The organism is Amycolatopsis sp. NPDC004368, assembly GCF_053602515.1.
The window spans coordinates 1-16,495 of sequence record NZ_JBSGDT010000027.1; the positions used below are offsets into that span (position 1 = coordinate 1).

Genomic DNA, 16,495 nt, shown 5'->3' on the forward strand with positions numbered 1-16,495 from the left:
CGATCAGGCGGTGCGATCGGCCCCCGGCCGATCCGACCGCCTGATCGAGACGCCGGCTCAAAGGCGGTCTCGCACGCCTCGGCGGAGCCGAGGCAGACAACACGACGACTAGCGCTTGTAGAGGGCGTCGATGTCCGAGGCGTAGTTCTTGGTCACCACGTTGCGCTTGAGCTTCAGCGAAGGCGTGATCTCGCCGCTCGCCTCGGTGAAGTCCTTGGCCAGCACGGTGAACTTCTTGATCGCCTCGGCGTGCGACACCTGCTTGTTGGCCTCGTCGACGGCGCCCTGGATCTCCCTCAGCAAGTCGGTGTCGCCGGCCAGGTCGGACACGGTGGCCTGCGCGGGCTTGCCGTGCTGGATCTTCCAGGACGGGAAGAACTCCTCGTCGATGGTCACCAGCGCGGCGATGAACGGGCGCTGGTCGCCGACCACCATGGCCTGGCTGATCAGCGGCGACGCCTTCATCGTGTCCTCGAGGCCCGACGGCGCGACGTTCTTGCCGCCCGCCGTCACGATGATTTCCTTCTTGCGGCCGGTGATCTTGAGGAAACCCTCGCTGTCGAGCTCGCCCAGGTCGCCGGTGTGGAACCAGCCCTCGGTGAGCGCCTCGGCGGTCGCGGCCGGGTTGTTGTAGTACCGGTCGAACACGACGTCGCCCTTGAGCAGGATCTCGCCGTCGTCGGCGATGCGCACCGAGGTGCCCGCCACGGGCTTGCCGACGGTGCCGACCCGGAACGCCGTCCGGACGCTCACGGCCGCCGCCGCCGAGGTCTCGGTGAGGCCGTAGCCCTCGTACACCGGCATGCCGATGCCGCGGAAGAAGTGGCCCAGCCGCACGCCGAGCGGGGCACCGCCGGACACCGCGGCGACACAGCGGCCGCCGAGGGCCGCGCGCAGCTTGCTGAACACGAGCCTGTCGAACAGCAGGTGCTTGGCCCGCAGTCCGAGCGGCACGCTGCCCTTGTCCGTCGCCTCGCTGTACTCGACGGCCACGGCCTCGGCGGCGTCGAAGATCTTGCCCTTGCCGTCGCCGTGGGCCTTCTGCTTGGCCGAGTTGTAGACCTTCTCGAACACACGCGGCACGGCGACCACGAACGTCGGCCGGAACGTGCCGAGGTCGGCCACGAGGTTCTTCACGTCCGACGTGTGGCCCAGCGTCACGCGGGCCGACAGCGCGGTCACGGCGAGCGCGCGGGCCAGGATGTGGGCCAGCGGCAGGAAGCACAGCAGCGAGTTGCCCTGCTCCATGAGCTCGGGGAACGCGTCGATGTCGGCGCGGATCTCGGCCAGCAGGTTGCGGTGCGTCAGCTCGACGCCCTTGGGCCGGCCCGTGGTGCCCGAGGTGTAGACGATCGTGGCGAGCTCACCCGCGCGGACCTCGCGGCGGCGCGCGTGCAGCTGCTCGTCGGTGACCTCGGCGCCCAGCGCGGTCAGCTCGTCGACGGCGGGGGAGGCGCCCTCGATCTGCCAGGTGTGGCGCAGCGCGGTGAGCCGGTCGCGGATCTCGTCGACGGCGCCGCGGTGCGTGCCGGTTTCCACGAGCACGGCCGTGGCGGTCGAGTCGGAGAGGATCCAGTGCACCTGCTCGGGTGACGACGTCTCGTAGATCGGCACCGTGACCGCGCCCGCGGCCCAGATGGCGAAGTCGATCAGCGTCCACTCGTAGCGCGTCTTCGACATCAGCGCGACCCGGTCGCCGTGGGCGACGCCGGCGGCGATCAGCCCCTTGGCCACGGCCGCGACCTGGTCGGCGAAGTCCTTGGCGGTGACGTCCAGCCAGGTGCCGTCGACCTGCCGCCGGAAGCTCACGACGTCGGAGAACCGCTCGGCGTTCGCCCAGACGACGTCCGCCAGGTTCTCGTCGTCGGTCACCGGCTTCCCGGCGGGGGCGCTGTATTCGCGCACGTGGACCTCCGTGTTCGACGCGTGCGGGGTTACCCGCCGGTCAACTTAGCTTGCCGTAGACCTTAAGACCACGCCGCGGCGGCTCGCCGCACGAGGTCGTGACATTCTGCGGCGGTGAACCCCGGACCACCCGCTCTCGATCTCGTGGACGAGACCTTCATCGTCGTGCCGCCGAGCACGGTCGCCGCGGCGTTCGCCGACCCGGGCGCCTGGCGGCGCTACTGGCCGGACCTCTCCCTCCAGGTGTACACCGACCGTGGCGACAAGGGTTTGCGCTGGACCGTGACCGGTGCGCTCGTCGGTACCATGGAGGTCTGGCTGGAACCCGTGCTCGACGGCACCGTGCTGCACTACTTCCTGCGCGCGACGCCCGCCGGCCCCGGCGGCGCGCCGCGGACGCTGACTCCGCGTGAGCTGCGCCGGGAGTTCGACCGGCGGGCCCGCGCGGCGAAGCACCTCGCACTGGGGCTGAAGGACGTCCTCGAAGGCGGGCGTGAGCCCGGGATCCCACCCCGGACCGGAGACAACGGGACCGAAGAGCCCGAGACCACCGGGGCCACGGACTAGGAGGGTCTTGTGCGGGTTCACGTCGTTTCGGACGTGCACGGCAACGCCGACGCGCTGAAGCGGGCGGGTGAAGGGGCCGACGCGCTGGTCGTGCTCGGCGACCTGCTGGATTTCGTCGACTACCGCGAGCACGACAAAGGCATCATGGGTGCCCTCTTCGGCGCTGAAAAGGTGGCGCAGTTCGCCCGCCTGCGCCGCGAGGGCACGCGCGACGAGACGGTGGCCTACTCGCGCACGCTGTGGGCCACGCTCGACGACCCGGCCGCGGCCGTCGACGAGGCCGTGCGCGAGCAGTACGCCACGCTGTTCGCCTCGATGACCGCCCCGACCTACGCCACGCCCGGCAACGTCGACTCGCCCGTGCTGTGGCCGGAGTTCGTCGGTGACGGCGTGCAGGTGCTCGACGGCGAGGTGGCCACCATCGGCGGCCTGCGCTTCGGCTTCGTCGGTGGCGCCGTGCTGCCCGAAGGGGTGGTGCCTCGCCCGCGCAAGGGTGCGGCCTGGCGCCCGTACCTGCGGGCCCGCGAGGAGTTCGACGAGGGTGTGGCCAAGCTTTCGCAGGTCGACGTGCTGTGCACGCACATCCCGCCGGCCGTGCCCGAGCTGACCTACGACGTGGTGGCGCGCCGCGCCGAGCTGGGTTCGCAGGCCCTGCTGGAGCTCATTCGCGACCAGCGACCGCGCTGGTCGGTGTTCGGCCACGTGCACCAGCCGCTGGCCTCGCGGCGGCGGCTCGGTTACACCGAGTGCCGCAACGTGGGTCACTTCAAGGAGACCGGGCAGCCCTACGTGCTGCGCTGGTGATGACGTAGTCCGGCTACGCTTCGTTCCATGGCCGAGCAGTCCACGCAGTCCATCGAGGTCGACGCCGAGCCCCAACGGGTGATGACGGTGATCGCCGACTTCCCCGCGTACCCGGAGTGGGCCAAGGCCGTCCAGGAGGTCGAGGTGCTGGGCACCGACGACGCCGGACGAGCCAAGCAGGTGAAGCTGACCCTGGACGCCGGGCCGATCAAGGACGTCTACACGCTCGAGTACGACTGGGACGCGGGCGGCCTCGGCGTGAGCTGGCACCTGGTCAAGGGCCAGATGCAGAAGGCGCAGAACGGCCGCTACGCGCTGGAGGCGCTGCGGGACGGGCGTACGAAGGTCACCTACACGCTCTCGGTCGAGCTGGCGCTGCCGATGATCGGCCTGCTGCGGCGCAAGGCCGAGAAGATGGTGATGGACACGGCGCTCAAGGAGCTGAAGCGAAGGGCCGAAGGCTAGGCGACATGCGGATCCTGCTGTTCACCGGCAAGGGGGGTGTCGGGAAGACCACGCTCGCCGCGGCCACCGCCACCGCGCTGGCCGGGCGCGGCAGGAAGACCCTCGTGGTGTCCACCGACCCGGCGCACTCCCTCGGCGACGCGTTCGGCGCGGCGCTGGGCACCGAACCATCCGAAGTGGACGTGCGTGGCGACGGTTCCCCGGCGGGGCTGTGGGCCGCCCAGGTGGACTCGCGTGCGCTGGCCGACCGCTCCTGGCACGAGCTGCGCGACCAGCTGCGGACGCTGCTGGCGGGAGCCGGGCTCGACACGCTCGACGCCGAGGAGCTGACCGTGCTCCCGGGCGTCGACGAGCTGCTCGCCCTGGGTGAGGTGCAGCGCCTGGCCGGGCACGGGCCGTGGGACACGGTGGTGGTCGACTGCGGGCCGACCGCCGAGACGCTGCGGCTGCTGGCGCTGCCCGAAGCCGTCGCGGGGTACCTGGGCAAGACCCACGGACGGCGGAGCCGCGTCGCCGGGTCCGTGCGGCGCCTGGGCGCACACCTGGACTCGCTGCGCGAGCTGCTCACCGATCCGAGCGTGACGACCGTGCGGCTGGTGCTCACGCCCGAGCGGGTCGTGGTCGCCGAGGCGCGGCGCACGCTCACGTCGCTGGCCCTGCGCGGCATCGCTGTCGACGGGCTGATCGCCAACCGCCTGATGCCCGCGCCCGGGTTCTGGCGTGGTTCGGCCGCCACGTGGCTGCGCACGCGGCGCGCGCAGCAGGACGCCGTGCTGGCCGAGCTCGCGGCCGCCGGGTTCGGTCCGGGCGCTCTCGCCCGCGTGGAGCACCGGGCGAGTGAGCCGGTGGGTGCCGAGGCGCTGGCCGAGCTGGCTCGCGAGCTGTATGGCCCGCGGGATCCCTTGTCCGGTAACGGAAAGCCCGTGACGCCGCTGCTGCAGGTCACGCCTTCGGACGACGGCTTCCGGCTGCGGGTGGCGATCCCGCTGCAGCGGGAGTCCGACGTGGACCTCGCCCGCGTCGACGACGATCTGGCGATCACCGTCGACGGCTTCCGCCGGCTGATCGCCCTGCCCGAGACGCTGCGGCCCTGCGGGATCACCGGCGCGGAGTCCGACGCGAATGGTCTGGTCATCAGCCTGGCCGGGAACCGGGGTCGTGCGTGAGCGAGCAGGAGGCGTACGCGGCCGAAGGGTTGCGGCTGGCGGAGGAGATCCGCCTGCTGGTGGAGCTGGTGGTGGAGCGGGCCGCGCCGTGGCTGGAAGGTCTGGTGGCCTCGGGGCACGGGCCTGCTGAGGCTCATGAGGCTGCTGGGGCTCCTGATGCTTCGGAGGGCTCGGGGTGCGGGTGGTGCCCGTTGTGTGCGATCGTCGCCGTCGTGCGCGGGGAACGGCCGGAGTTCGCCGCCCGGCTGCTGGAGCAGGCGGCGCAGCTGGTGGCGCTGTTGCGGGCGGTGCTCGCGGATCGCTGGGAGCCCGACGAGGGTGTGCACATGCCGGGGTTCCGGCCCGCGCCCAGACCCGCGGCCGGACCCACCGGGCCCGCGGACGACCCGGGAGCCGTCACCCGGGTGCAGCACATCGCCGTCCGCAAGCGGGAAGACTGGCGGCCGGAGCAGGAGATCTGAGTGCTGACGATAGGGGTGGACGTCGGCGGCACGAGTGTGCGCGCCGGTGTGGTGGACGAGCGGGGATCGCTCCTGGACACCGCACGCGTCGGGACGCCGAGTGAGGAGAACGCGCTCGAGGACGCCATCGCCGGCGTCGTCGAGGACCTGCGCAACCGCCACGACGTCGCGGCCGTGGGCCTGGCCGTGGCGGGTTTCGTGGCGCGCGACCGCCGGTCGGTGATGTTCGCGCCGCACCTCGCGTGGCGGGACGCGCCCGTGGCCGACCGCATCGAGAAGCGCGTGGGCCTGCCGGTGACACTGGAGCACGACGTGAACTCGGCCGTCGTCGGCGAGCACCGCTTCGGCGCCGCGCGCGGGGCGAAGGTCGCGGCCCTGGTCGCCCTGGGCACCGGCATCGGCGCCGGCCTGCTCCTCGACGGCGAGATCTACCGCGGTGCCTACGGCGTCGCCCCCGAGCTGGGCCACCTCACGGTGGTCCCGGGCGGGCGCGCCTGCCCGTGCGGCAAGTACGGCTGCTGGGAGCGCTACTGCAGCGGGACGGCGCTCGCCGCCACCGCCGTCGAGCTGCTGGCCCGCTACCCGGGCCGCTCCACGGTCCTCTCACGCGAGGTCGCGGGTGACCCGGGCTCCGTCACGGGCCGCCGCGTCGCCGGCGCCGCCCGCGACGGCGACCCCATCGCCCTGCGCGCGATGGCCGAACTGGCCAAGTGGCTGGGCGAAGGCCTGGCCCTGGTAGCCGACGTCTTCGACCCCGAGATCATCGTCATCGGCGGCGGCGTGTCCGAATCGGCGCCCCTGTTCCTCGACGAAGCCCGCGAGCACTACGCGGGCGCCATCACCGGCGCCCGCTACCGCCCCCTGGCCCGCATCCGCACCGCCCACCTCGGCGACGACACCGCGATCGTCGGCGCGGCGGCTCTGGCACTGGACGCGGCGAAGGCTCCGGTGGTGGAGGTCGCCGGCTGACCTGCGGCTTTGGGCTGGGTTGGGGGCAGGTTGCCGGGCTGCGGGGTCGGGTCGTCGCGGCGCCGGGTAGGTCGCGTTTTGCGGAGTTCGGTTGGTGCTTGGTGGTGGTTTCGCCGCCGTGGTCGGTGCGGCGGCGCTGGCTCTGGCCACGGCGAAGGCTCCGGTGGTCGGGGTCGCCGGCTGACCTGCGGCTTTGCGCTGAGCAAGCGGGTTCCCAACGGTGGTCGGGTCGTCGCTGGGCCGGTTGCCGGGCAGGTCGCATTCTGCGAAGTTCCGTGGTGCTCGTTCCCGGCTTCACCACCATGGTCGACGCTGCGCCTCTGGTGCGAGGTCGTCGGCCGATCTTCCGCTTGCGCTGGGCAGGCAGGTCGCTGGCCGGCGGCGGTCGGGTCGTTGCCGCGCCGGGGGTCGGCCAAGTCGCGTTCGGCGAAGTTCGGTTGGTGCTCGGTGCCGACCCCGTCACGTGGTCGGCGCGGCGGCGCTGGCTCTGGCCACGGCGAAGGCTCCGGTGGTCGGGGTCGCCGGCTGACTGCCGTGCCACCTCCGTGTGGCGATCACTCCGGCGCGCGGAGGCTGCCCGCGACCGCTTTCGTGTGAAAAGGTGGACCGGTGACGCCGATGACCGCCAATCGTTTCGTGCGGTGCGAGTGCGGGCGGCTGCACTGGGGAGCGCACGGCGCGGCCGGGTTGCTCCTCTCGGATCCCGCCCGCGGGGTGCTGTTGCAGCGGCGCGCCTGGTGGGTGCACAACGGCGGCACCTGGGCCCTGCCCGGCGGCGCGCTCGAGACGGGCGAGACCGCGCGCGAGGCGGCGGCCCGCGAGGCCTGGGAAGAGGCCGACGTGCCGAAGACCGCGTTCCGCGCGCTGGCGGCGTCGGTGCTGGACCACGGCACCTGGCGCTACACGACCGTCCTCGGTGTCGCCGACAGCACGCTCGACGCGCGCGTGGCCAACCAGGAGAGTTCCGAGCTGCGCTGGGTCGCGCCGGACGGGGTGGCCGACCTGCCGTTGCACCGCGACTTCGCCGAATCGTGGCCGGGCCTGCGGGAGCAGCTCGGCCGCGAGCTCGTCCTCGTCGTCGACGGGGCCAACGTGGTGGGCTCCCGGCCCGACGGCTGGTGGCGCGACCGCCGCGGCGCCGCCGAGCGGTTGCGCGACCGGCTGGCGGGGCTCGCCGAACGGGGGATCGCCGACGCCGTCGCGGGGATCGGGGCCGGGCCGGGCTGGGCGTGGTGGCCGCGGGTCGTGCTCGTCGTCGAGGGGCAGGCGCGGGGGATCGACCCGGTGCCCGGCGTGGAAATCGCCACGGCGCCGACCGACGGCGACTCGCACATCGTCGAGGTCACCGCGAACACCCGCCCGCAGGACCACACCGTGGTGGTCACGGCCGACCGCGAGCTGCGCGCCCGCGTCACCGCGGAAGGCGCCTCGATCATGGGCCCGGGCACGCTGCTGCGGGAGCTGGACCGTTAGGGCGTGCTCCGCTCGGATGCGCCGGGCGAATTGACGGCGGCGCGCACCGCAATCGCTAACGTGCGATCCCGTCCCGCATCTCCGCGACCAGCGAAGCCACCACGGCCTTCAGCGACCCGTTGTGCTGCTTCGCCACCGCCCGTTGCCGCCGGTAGCTCGGCCCGTACTCGAGGATCGTCTCCACGTCGCGCAGCTCGTCGACGCAGTCCAAGCGCCGCGCGGCGGGGGAGAGCCGCTCCAGCAGATCGGCGATGTCGTCGGTCACGAGCCGTTCGCGCCCGGCCGCGTCGAGGATGATGATCGCGTCGGTGCCGTAGCGGGCGGCGCGCCACTTGTTCTCCTGCACGTGCCACGGTGGCAGGGTCGGCAGCCGTTCGCCGGCGTCCAGGCGGGTGCTGAAGTCCTCGACGAGGCACTGCGTCAGCGCCGCGATCGCGCCGACCTCCTCCAGCGTGGGCAGGCCGTCGCACACGCGCATCTCGATCGTGCCGAAGTGCGGCGCGGGGCGGATGTCCCAGCGGATCTCGGAGAAGTGGTCGATCACGCCGGTGGTGAACATGTCCGACACGTAGTGCTCCAGCTCCGCCCATTCGCGGAACTGGAACGGCAGCCCGGCTGTCGGCAGCTGCTGGAACATCAGCGCGCGGTTCGACGCGTAGCCGGTGTCCTCCGCGCCCCAGTACGGCGACGACGCCGACAGCGCCTGCAGGTGCGGCGCGTAGTTGAGCAGCGCGTCGAGCACCGGCAGCACCTTGTCGCGGTGGTCGAGACCCACGTGCACGTGGACGCCGTAGATCAGCATCTGCCGGCCCCACCACTGGGTGCGGTCGATGAGCTTGGCGTACCGGGCCTTGTCGGTCACCTTCTGGTGGTACCAGTTGGAGAACGGGTGCGTGCCCGCCGAGAACAGCTCCACGCCCAGCGGATCGGTCACGGTGTGCACCACGTCGAGCGACGCGGCCAGATCGGCCTTCACCTCGGCGACGGTGTCGCAGACGCCGCTGATCACCTCGATGGTGTTGAGCAGCAGCTCCTGCTTGATCCTCGGGTGCTCGGCGGCGCCGTCGGGGCGCACCGCGTCGAGGATCCGTTCCGCGACCGACGCCAGCTCGCCGCTGCGCCGGTCCACCAGCGCCAGCTCCCACTCCGCCCCGATCGTCGAACGGCGCGAAGGGTTGAAGTCGATCCGCATACCCGCCCGGTCAGACCTGGGCGCCGTTGGTCGGGTCGGCGCCGGGCGGCGGGCCCTGGCGCACCCGCAGCAGCAGGAGCGCGATGGCCGTGGCGAGCGCCAGGATGCCCAGCGGCGTCGCCAGCGCGGGCCCGACGCCGATCAGGTTCGGCACGATCAGCAGCAACAACCCGACCACGAAGAACAGCAGCACCACGAACGCGCCCTTGCGCGGACGCGGCAGCGGCGGGGGCTCCGGCGGCACGAAGTGCTCGTCGTCCTCGGCCGGGTCGTCCTCGAACATCGTGGTGTCCCACGTGGTGCCGCCCGTGCGCCAGGAGTCGTCGGCTTCTGGCGCCTTGTCGGGCTTCGCGTCGGTCTTCGCGACCGGCGGCGCGGCCTCTTCACCGGCCTGCTCGGCCGTCGGGTCGTCGGCGAGCTCGAGCGCGTCCTCGGGGAGGAACAAGCCGACGCCCTCGGCGCGCAGGTCGGCCACGATCTCGGCGAACGTCGCGTCGACGTCCTCGGGGCCGTCCGTGCCTTTCCCCCGGGTCATCAGGCACCCACCTGTCCCGCCCGCAGCGCCCGGGCGAAGTCGACACTGCGGTTGAAGATCAGTTCCGCGTCGTTGTCCTGCGTCGCGACGTGGAAGCTGTTCTCGAGCACCACCTCGGTCACGTCCGTGCTGGCGATCCCGGCCAGCACGATCCGCGAGTTCTCGGGCTCCACCACGTGATCGACGGCGGAGTGCAGCAGCAGCACCGGCTGCGTGACCTTGCCCAGATCGGCGCGCACGATCTTCCACAGGCGCGCCAGGCTCGCGGCGGCGCGCACCGGCGTGCGCGGGTAGGCCAGCTCGGTCACGCCCGGCTTAGCGATGTCGTTGGCGATCGCGGAGATCGACGGGACCACGCGCGCGAGCAGCGGCAGCAGCTTCGCGTCGGCGCTCAGCCGCGTGACCGACGGGTTGACCAGCACGATCCCGGCGATCCGGTCACCGAACTCCTCGGCCAGCCGCAGCGCGAGCGTGCCGCCCATCGACAGCCCGCCGACGAACACCGTGTCGTGTCCGGGCAGCAGGGCGAGCAGCTCCTCGCGGACGGCGCCGTACCAGTCTTCCCAGGTGGTCCGGTTGAGGTCCTGCCAGCGCGTGCCGTGTCCCGGCAGCAGCGGGCAGCGCACGCCGAACCCGGCCTCGGCCAGGTGGTCACCCCAGGCCCGCAGCCCCGCCGGCGTACCGGTGAAGCCGTGGCACAGCAGGAAACCGGCCCCGGAGGAACCGGTGTGGGCGAACGGTTCCGCGCCGGCGAGCACGCCCATGACGAACGCCCTTCCGATCGGATGAGGTGTAGGTCTTCCATGCTCTCACGGTCGGGTGGTCTTGTGGGGGCCCGGCCGGTGCCCGAAACCCGCTGCTGGCGCTGTGAGATCGATCGCTGCCACCCAGTAGCGGCTCGTCCCGCATTGTGCGCACACCGCCCGGTTTCGTAGGCTTGACCACTGGGAACTGTCGTTGAGCCTCGGGAAGGACTGGCGCGCGGTGCTGTACTGGCTCATGAAGTTCGTCTTCATCGGACCACTGCTCAGGTTGCTCTGGCCGACGAAAGTCGTCGGCGCCGAGAACATCCCCGAGACCGGAGGCGCGATCCTCGCCGGCAACCACCTGGCGGTGGCCGACTCGTTCTTCATGCCGATCCGCGTGAAGCGCAAGGTGACGTTCCCGGCGAAGTCGGAGTACTTCACCGAGCCGGGCCTCAAGGGCTTGCTCAAGAAGTGGTTCTTCACCGGCGTCGGCCAGTTCCCCATCGACCGCTCCAGCGGCAACGCGGCGCAGGCCGCCCTCGACACCGCCACCCGGCTCGTGAAGCAGGGTCACCTCCTCGGCATCTACCCGGAGGGCACGCGCTCGCCCGACGGACGGCTGTACAAGGGCAAGACCGGCGTCGCGCGCATCGCCCTGGAGTCCAAGGGCGTGGTGGTGCCCGTGGCCATGATCGGCACGGACAAGGTCAACCCGATCGGCTCCAAGATGTGGTGGCCGCGCCGCCTCGAGATCCGTTTCGGTGCCCCCCTCGACTTCTCCCGCTACGACGGCCTGTCCGGCGACCGCTTCATCGAGCGTTCGATCACCGACGAGATCATGTACGCGCTCATGGAGCTCTCTGGCCAGGAGTACGTGGACATCTACGCCGCGAAGGCCAAGGAACTGCTGGCGGCCGAGGCTTCCGGCGTGAAGCCGAAGGTGCCCGCGCAGCCCTCCGGTCGCGACGCCGACCGGGTGCCCGAGGCCAAGGCAGGCTAGCTGGCCAGGCTCCGCCTTCCTCCCCTCCACCACCCTCAACGGAGGCGCTTCGCGCCGCTGCTAATTTTTCGTGATGCGTTTCTTCTACGACACCGAATTCATCGAAGACGGCGTGACCATCGACCTGGTGTCGATCGGTGTCGTCGACGAACGCGGCCGCGAGTTCTACGCCGTCTCCACCGACTTCGATCCGGCCAAGGCGGGCCCGTGGGTGCGCGACAACGTGCTGCCCAAGCTGCCGTCCCCGGCTGACCGCGCGTGGCGCAGCCGCGAGAAGATCCGCACCGACCTGCTCGAGTTCTTCGGCAAGCCCCCGGGCGGCATCGAACTGTGGGCCTGGTTCGCGGCCTACGACCACGTCGCCCTCGCCCAGCTGTGGGGCCCGATGCCCGCCCTGCCCCGCCAGCTGCCGCGGTTCACCCGCGACCTGCGCCAACGCTGGGAAGACGCGGGGAAGCCGAAGCTGCCGTTGGCGCCGACGGATCAACACGACGCGCTTGCGGACGCGAAACACAACCTGCAACGCTGGGAAGTGATCGAACCGGCGTTCCGGCGTCGCTGAGGTTTTCTCCTGGGGGAGTTCTGGGTGCGCCGAGTGCTGGTCGGGTTCGTCGTGCTGGTGTCGGTGCTCGGACTCGTCACGGCCGCGGCGGTCCCGCGCCCCGATCCGGTGCGCGCCTACCTGCTCACCGCGCTCGCCCTGCTTCGGGCTCATTCGATCGATCGCGACTCCGTCGACTGGCCGGGTGCGCAAGCCGCCGCTCTGCGCCGGATCGAGGGCGTGACCGAGCCGGCGGGCACGTACTCGGCGATCCGCAACGTGATCGCCGAGCTGAGCAATCCGCATACGAGCCTGCGCGGCCCCGTGCAGGCCGTGCCCGCGCCACCGGCGACCGTCGCCGTGCCCAGCGGCCGCACCCACGGTGACGTGGCCGTGCTGACGGTGCCCGAATTCCACCTGAACCCGGCCGCGGCAGGCCGCTACGTCGCCGCCGGCGTGGCTGCCCTCCGCTCCGGCGACGCGAGCCACCCGTGCGGCTGGATCGTCGACCTGCGCGACAACGGCGGCGGCGACATGCACCCGATGCTGACCGTTGTTTCTCCGCTTCTCGACGACGGTCCGCTGGGCTCGTTCGAAGGCCCGGACGGTTCAACCCCGTGGACCCTGCACGCCGGCCGCCTCACGGTCGGCACCGCGGCGTATGCCGAAGCCAACCCGTTTCGGTTGGCCCACCCGCAACCCCCGGTCGCCGTCCTCACCTCCGCCCGCACCGGCAGCTCGGGCGAAGCGACCCTCATCGCCTTCCGCGGCCTCGCCCGCGCCACCACGTTCGGCCAGCCCACCGCGGGCTTCGCGACGGGCAACGCGGTCTTCCCCCTCAGCGACGGCGCCCAACTGCTGATCACGACCGTGCGAGACGCCGACCGAACCGGCCGGGTCTACGACAACACCCCCATCGAACCCGACCACCCACTGCCCGCGAGCGCGACCACCGACGAGGTGATCGCGGCCGCGTCAGCGTGGCTCCACACCCAGCCCGGCTGTACCCACTGAGGCTCGCCGCCGCACTCGCATCTCGGCGACGTCGTTCGACCCACTCGAGGGCCAGCGCACTTGCGAGGATGAGCAACTTCTTCCCTCGCCGGTCTTGATACCTGCCCGCCCGCGGCCCGGGTGCCCCGGCCGGAACCGAGGCGCCCGATCGAAATTCGCTCAGCGCCGCGCTCGCACCGCACCCGCCAGCGTGTCCAGCAGGTCCGCCGTCGTGTCCCAGTCGAGGCAGGCGTCGGTGATCGACTGCCCGTACGTGAGCTCCGAAGCGTGGCCCAGCACCAGTTTCTGCGCGCCTGCCGTCAGTAAGCTTTCCATCATCAGCCCGACGATCCCGCGCTCGCCGGCGGCGATCCGGGAAGCGAGCTCCAGCACGACCTCGCGGGAGCGGACGTGGTCCTTGTTGCTGTTGCCGTGGCTGGCGTCGATGATCACGCGCTCCGGCAGGCCCGACTTGGCGAGGCGGCCGAGGGTCTCGCTGACCGAGGCGGCGTCGTAGTTGGGGCCCTGTGAGCTGCCGCGCAGGATCACGTGGCAGTCGGGGTTGCCCGATGTCGTCAGGAGGGCCGCGAGGCCGTCGGTGTTGATGCCCGGGAACACGTGCGACGCGGCGGCGGCGCGGGTGGCGTCCACCGCCACCTGGATGTCGCCCTCCACCGAGTTCTTGATGCCCACCGGCATCGACAGCGCGCTGCACATCTGGCGGTGCACCTGGCTCGCCGCCGTGCGCGCGCCGATCGAGCCCCACGTGACGATGTCGGCGATGAACTGCGGCGTGATCGGGTCCAGGAACTCGCAACCCACCGGCAGGCCGAGCGCCGACACGTCGAGCAGCAGCTTGCGGGCCAGGCGCAGGCCCTTGTTCACGGCGAAAGTGCCATCGAGGTCGGGGTCGTTGATCAGGCCCTTCCAGCCCAGCGTGGTGCGCGGCTTCTCGAAGTACACGCGCATCACGATGTGCAGGTCGCCGCGCAGCTCCTCGGCCTTGGCGGCCAGCTTGTGGGCGTACTCCAGCGCGGCCGCGGGGTCGTGGACCGAGCACGGGCCGACGACCACGGCGAGGCGGTCGTCGCGGCCGTCGAGGATGTCGACGGTCTCGGTGCGGCCGGCGTGCACGACCTTCGCCACGGCGGCGTCCACGGGATGGTCCTCGCGGAGCAGGGCGGGGGAGATCAGCGGGCTGATCGACGTGGTGCGCTGGTTGTCGAGGGTGCTCGCATCGGCGGGCCCGGCGGTCAGCTGCGGGGTGGTCACGGCGGGTGGTTCCTTCCTGGTGGACACCGACCCGCGGGAGTTCGCCGAGCCGGTTTCGAATCCGGCTCGGGTGGGGCTCAGCGCAGGTTCACGCCGCCGTGCCCACCCGGGGCCGGCTTCGTAAACCAGAAATAGCGCTGCACGCGATCAAGCTAGCACACTCCTCACCGCCGGTGGTGCGCGGACCGATTCGCCAGGTGGTACGCGCTGCACCGATCCAGACGAATGCCGCTACTCTGGCGTCGGACTGTGACTGCGATCTCCCCATGAGAAACGACGGAGGCAAGAGATGCGTGTCGGTGTGCTGACGGGTGGCGGTGACTGCCCGGGCCTGAACGCGGTGATCCGCGCGGTGGTCCGCAAGGGCATCGAGGTGCACGGCTGGGAGTTCACCGGCTTCCGCAACGGGTGGCAGGGGCCGCTCACCGGCGAGAGCAAGCCGCTCGGCCTGCGCGACGTCGAGGACATCCTCACGCGCGGCGGCACGATCCTGCGTTCGTCGCGGACCAACCCGTACAAGGTCGACGGCGGCGTCGAGAAGATCAAGGCCGTGCTCGCCGAGCAGGAGATCGACGCCCTGATCGCGATCGGCGGCGAGGACACCCTCGGTGTCGCGAAGCGCCTGACCGACGACGGCATCGGCGTCGTCGGGGTGCCCAAGACCATCGACAACGACCTGGGCGCCACCGACTACACCTTCGGCTTCGACACCGCCGTCTCCATCGCGACCGAGGCCATCGACCGCCTGCACACCACGGCCGAGTCGCACCACCGCGCGCTGGTCGTGGAGGTCATGGGCCGCCACGCCGGCTGGATCGCCCTGCACTCCGGCCTGGCCGGCGGCGCGAGCGTGATCCTGGTGCCGGAGCGGCAGTTCTCCGTCGACCAGGTCGTCGAGTGGGTCGAGCGCCGCTTCGAGAAGGAGTACGCGCCGATCATCGTCGTCGCCGAGGGCGCGCTGCCCGAGGGCGGCGAGGAGAGCCTGCTGACCGGCGAAAAGGACGCCTTCGGCCACGTCCGCCTCGGCGGCATCGGCACCTGGCTGGCCGACGAGATCGCCGCGCGCACCGGCAAGGAGTCCCGGGCCGTCGTGCTCGGCCACGTCCAGCGCGGCGGCACCCCGACCGCGTACGACCGCGTGCTCGCCACGCGCTTCGGCCTCCACGCCGTGGACGCGGTCGCCGACGGCGACTTCGGCGTGATGGTGGCGTTGAAGGGCACGGACATCGTCCGCGTCAAGCTCTCGGAGGCGACCGAAGAGCTGAAGACGGTGCCGCTGGAGCGCTACGAAGAGGCTGAAGTCTTCTTCGGCTGAGTCTTCTTGCGCCGGGCGGGGTTTCGGCCCCGCCCGGCTTGCGGGTTCTTGCGGCCGGATTGCCTTGGTGGGCTTGGTTTGCGCCGATCGGCTAATCCGCGGGTGCCGGCCAAGGCGGCCGCACCCACCCCCACTGCGGCACCGGCTCATCCACCGCCGGTGAAGCTCCCGGTGCCGAGAACACCACCGCCAGCCGGCTGCCCCACTCGGCGTAGCCGGCGAAGGACGCCCGGAACTCCGGGTCGTCGGGCATGCCGGTCTCGTCCAGTGCGTCCAGCAGCAGCGTCACCCAGCGGCGGCGCTGTTCCTCCGTGATGCCGCGGCCGAGGTGGCGGCCGATCATGTGCGGGTGCCCGCCGTGGTGGGTCGAGTAGGCCGGTGGGCCGCCGAGGACCTCGCCGAGCCAGGTGGCGACGTGTTCGGCGTGGTGGGCGTGCATGCCGCGGAACACGGGCTCCAGCAACGGGTCTTCGAGCACGTGGCCGTAGAACACCTGCAGCAGCCGGACGAGCGCGGGAGCACCGCCGGCCCACTCGTACAGCGTGGGGGGCTCGCTGGTGGACGCGTAGTGGCCCAGATCTTGGCCGGAGCCGGCGAAAGCCCCAAGCGGGCCGTCGGGGGCGAGGTGGTGGTCGGGTGAGGCCCAGTGGATCGTGAGGACGTAGCGCGTGGGGTCGGAGACACTGCGCCGCAGGTCGTGGCCGGTGCACCGGGGCGCCTTCGAGAGCTCCGCGGCGCACGCGTCCTCGAACGCGGCCGCGCGCTCGGCCGGGATCGTGTAGCGCAGGTATTGCACCGTCATGCGGCCAGCAGACCGCACTCGGTCCGGCCGGGCAACCACGTACTTTTCGGTGCGTAGCGAGGAGGCCGTGATGACGGACAGGCGGTACTGGTGCCCGGTGGAGCTCATCGGCGGGCGCTGGAAGCCCGTGAGCCTGTCGCACCTCAAGGAAGGCGTCCACCGCTATGGTGAACTGCGGTTCGTGCTGCCCGAATTGTCCTCTTCATTCCCTGGACTGGACCATTGACCTATTGGTCTAGTCCACTTACGGTGTGAGGGTCCTCACTGTACCCATTCGGTCACCTGGTGT

General features: G+C 71.5%; 18 protein-coding genes. 12 read left to right on the top strand and 6 right to left on the bottom strand.

Annotated features, from left to right (window positions below; all coding sequences use genetic code 11):
• Nucleotides 1–108 precede the first annotated feature (108 nt).
• Nucleotides 109–1,905, bottom strand: a complete 1,797-nt coding sequence (locus tag ACWEOE_RS30125) for an AMP-dependent synthetase/ligase (protein WP_452015045.1) — start codon at nucleotides 1,903–1,905, stop codon at nucleotides 109–111.
• 114 nt (nucleotides 1,906–2,019) lie between these two features.
• Between ACWEOE_RS30125 and ACWEOE_RS30130 the strand changes: the two genes are divergently transcribed.
• The 7 genes from ACWEOE_RS30130 (at nucleotide 2,020) to ACWEOE_RS30160 (ending at nucleotide 7,810) form a co-directional block, all read left to right on the top strand.
• Nucleotides 2,020–2,472 carry a polyketide cyclase / dehydrase and lipid transport gene (locus ACWEOE_RS30130; protein ID WP_452015047.1) on the top strand — a complete coding sequence of 151 codons (453 nt, stop codon included), beginning with the start codon at nucleotides 2,020–2,022 and terminating at the stop codon, nucleotides 2,470–2,472.
• A 9-nt stretch (nucleotides 2,473–2,481) separates the two neighbouring features.
• Nucleotides 2,482–3,276 (top strand): metallophosphoesterase family protein, encoded by a 795-nt coding sequence (locus ACWEOE_RS30135; protein WP_452015049.1) that lies wholly within the window; start codon nucleotides 2,482–2,484, stop codon nucleotides 3,274–3,276.
• 27 nt (nucleotides 3,277–3,303) lie between these two features.
• Complete coding sequence (locus ACWEOE_RS30140; RefSeq protein ID WP_452015051.1) at nucleotides 3,304–3,741, top strand: SRPBCC family protein; 438 nt, start codon at nucleotides 3,304–3,306, stop codon at nucleotides 3,739–3,741.
• Nucleotides 3,742–3,746: 5 nt separating this feature from the next.
• Nucleotides 3,747–4,907: an ArsA family ATPase gene (locus ACWEOE_RS30145; RefSeq protein ID WP_452015053.1), complete on the top strand. Its 1,161-nt coding sequence runs from the start codon at nucleotides 3,747–3,749 to the stop codon at nucleotides 4,905–4,907.
• Complete coding sequence (locus ACWEOE_RS30150; protein ID WP_452015055.1) at nucleotides 4,904–5,368, top strand: hypothetical protein; 465 nt, start codon at nucleotides 4,904–4,906, stop codon at nucleotides 5,366–5,368. The genes ACWEOE_RS30145 and ACWEOE_RS30150 overlap by 4 nt, the downstream gene beginning before the upstream one ends.
• A 15-nt stretch (nucleotides 5,369–5,383) precedes the next feature.
• Nucleotides 5,384–6,337, top strand: a complete 954-nt coding sequence (locus ACWEOE_RS30155; protein ID WP_452015231.1) for an ROK family protein — start codon at nucleotides 5,384–5,386, stop codon at nucleotides 6,335–6,337.
• Between the two features lie 609 nt (nucleotides 6,338–6,946).
• A complete protein-coding gene (locus ACWEOE_RS30160) occupies nucleotides 6,947–7,810 on the top strand; it encodes an NUDIX domain-containing protein (RefSeq protein WP_452015057.1) in 864 nt (287 codons plus the stop codon).
• Between the two features lie 55 nt (nucleotides 7,811–7,865).
• On the opposite strand, the gene ACWEOE_RS30165 is transcribed toward ACWEOE_RS30160, so the two are convergent.
• From ACWEOE_RS30165 to ACWEOE_RS30175, 3 genes are read right to left on the bottom strand one after another with little or no spacing between them, the layout of a single operon-like run.
• Nucleotides 7,866–9,002: a glutamate--cysteine ligase gene (locus ACWEOE_RS30165; RefSeq protein ID WP_452015059.1), complete on the bottom strand. Its 1,137-nt coding sequence runs from the start codon at nucleotides 9,000–9,002 to the stop codon at nucleotides 7,866–7,868.
• 10 nt (nucleotides 9,003–9,012) lie between these two features.
• The gene (locus tag ACWEOE_RS30170; RefSeq protein ID WP_452015061.1) at nucleotides 9,013–9,537 is read right to left on the bottom strand and encodes a hypothetical protein; all 525 of its coding nucleotides are present in this window, start codon (nucleotides 9,535–9,537) and stop codon (nucleotides 9,013–9,015) included.
• Nucleotides 9,537–10,301, bottom strand: a complete 765-nt coding sequence (locus ACWEOE_RS30175; RefSeq protein WP_452015063.1) for an alpha/beta hydrolase — start codon at nucleotides 10,299–10,301, stop codon at nucleotides 9,537–9,539. The genes ACWEOE_RS30170 and ACWEOE_RS30175 overlap by 1 nt, the downstream gene beginning before the upstream one ends.
• Before the next feature lie 220 nt (nucleotides 10,302–10,521).
• On the opposite strand from ACWEOE_RS30175, the gene ACWEOE_RS30180 reads away from it, so the two are divergent.
• The 3 genes from ACWEOE_RS30180 to ACWEOE_RS30190 all read left to right on the top strand — a co-directional run bounded on the left by ACWEOE_RS30180 (nucleotide 10,522) and on the right by ACWEOE_RS30190 (nucleotide 12,838).
• Entirely contained in the window at nucleotides 10,522–11,283 is a 762-nt protein-coding gene (locus tag ACWEOE_RS30180) for a lysophospholipid acyltransferase family protein (RefSeq protein WP_452015233.1), read from the top strand.
• 73 nt (nucleotides 11,284–11,356) lie between these two features.
• Entirely contained in the window at nucleotides 11,357–11,845 is a 489-nt protein-coding gene (locus ACWEOE_RS30185) for a polyadenylate-specific 3'-exoribonuclease AS (RefSeq protein ID WP_354873748.1), read from the top strand.
• Nucleotides 11,846–11,869: 24 nt separating this feature from the next.
• Nucleotides 11,870–12,838, top strand: a complete 969-nt coding sequence (locus ACWEOE_RS30190; RefSeq protein WP_452015066.1) for a S41 family peptidase — start codon at nucleotides 11,870–11,872, stop codon at nucleotides 12,836–12,838.
• 159 nt (nucleotides 12,839–12,997) lie between these two features.
• On the opposite strand, the gene ACWEOE_RS30195 is transcribed toward ACWEOE_RS30190, so the two are convergent.
• Nucleotides 12,998–14,089: a 3-deoxy-7-phosphoheptulonate synthase gene (locus ACWEOE_RS30195; RefSeq protein WP_452015068.1), complete on the bottom strand. Its 1,092-nt coding sequence runs from the start codon at nucleotides 14,087–14,089 to the stop codon at nucleotides 12,998–13,000.
• 289 nt (nucleotides 14,090–14,378) lie between these two features.
• Between ACWEOE_RS30195 and ACWEOE_RS30200 the strand changes: the two genes are divergently transcribed.
• On the top strand, nucleotides 14,379–15,404 hold the full coding sequence (locus ACWEOE_RS30200) for a 6-phosphofructokinase (protein ID WP_452015070.1): 1,026 nt from the start codon (nucleotides 14,379–14,381) through the stop codon (nucleotides 15,402–15,404).
• A 91-nt stretch (nucleotides 15,405–15,495) separates the two neighbouring features.
• Here the strand turns inward: ACWEOE_RS30200 and ACWEOE_RS30205 are convergent, their stop codons facing one another.
• A complete protein-coding gene (locus ACWEOE_RS30205; protein WP_452015072.1) occupies nucleotides 15,496–16,206 on the bottom strand; it encodes a globin domain-containing protein in 711 nt (236 codons plus the stop codon).
• Nucleotides 16,207–16,276: 70 nt separating this feature from the next.
• On the opposite strand from ACWEOE_RS30205, the gene ACWEOE_RS30210 reads away from it, so the two are divergent.
• Nucleotides 16,277–16,432, top strand: coding sequence for a winged helix-turn-helix transcriptional regulator (locus tag ACWEOE_RS30210; protein ID WP_452015074.1), 156 nt, complete (start codon nucleotides 16,277–16,279; stop codon nucleotides 16,430–16,432).
• Nucleotides 16,433–16,495: the final 63 nt, after the last annotated feature.

What these genes read in the sequence shown, in the direction of transcription:
- ACWEOE_RS30210 (WP_452015074.1), top strand. Translation starts at nt 16,277, where the DNA reads ATGACGGACAGGCGGTACTGGTGCCCGGTGGAGCTCATCGGCGGGCGC.
- ACWEOE_RS30165 (WP_452015059.1), bottom strand. Translation starts at nt 9,002, where the DNA reads ATGCGGATCGACTTCAACCCTTCGCGCCGTTCGACGATCGGGGCGGAG.
- ACWEOE_RS30145 (WP_452015053.1), top strand. Translation starts at nt 3,747, where the DNA reads ATGCGGATCCTGCTGTTCACCGGCAAGGGGGGTGTCGGGAAGACCACG.
- ACWEOE_RS30205 (WP_452015072.1), bottom strand. Translation starts at nt 16,206, where the DNA reads ATGACGGTGCAATACCTGCGCTACACGATCCCGGCCGAGCGCGCGGCC.
- ACWEOE_RS30200 (WP_452015070.1), top strand. Translation starts at nt 14,379, where the DNA reads ATGCGTGTCGGTGTGCTGACGGGTGGCGGTGACTGCCCGGGCCTGAAC.
- ACWEOE_RS30175 (WP_452015063.1), bottom strand. Translation starts at nt 10,301, where the DNA reads ATGGGCGTGCTCGCCGGCGCGGAACCGTTCGCCCACACCGGTTCCTCC.
- ACWEOE_RS30170 (WP_452015061.1), bottom strand. Translation starts at nt 9,537, where the DNA reads ATGACCCGGGGGAAAGGCACGGACGGCCCCGAGGACGTCGACGCGACG.
- ACWEOE_RS30185 (WP_354873748.1), top strand. Translation starts at nt 11,357, where the DNA reads ATGCGTTTCTTCTACGACACCGAATTCATCGAAGACGGCGTGACCATC.
- ACWEOE_RS30140 (WP_452015051.1), top strand. Translation starts at nt 3,304, where the DNA reads ATGGCCGAGCAGTCCACGCAGTCCATCGAGGTCGACGCCGAGCCCCAA.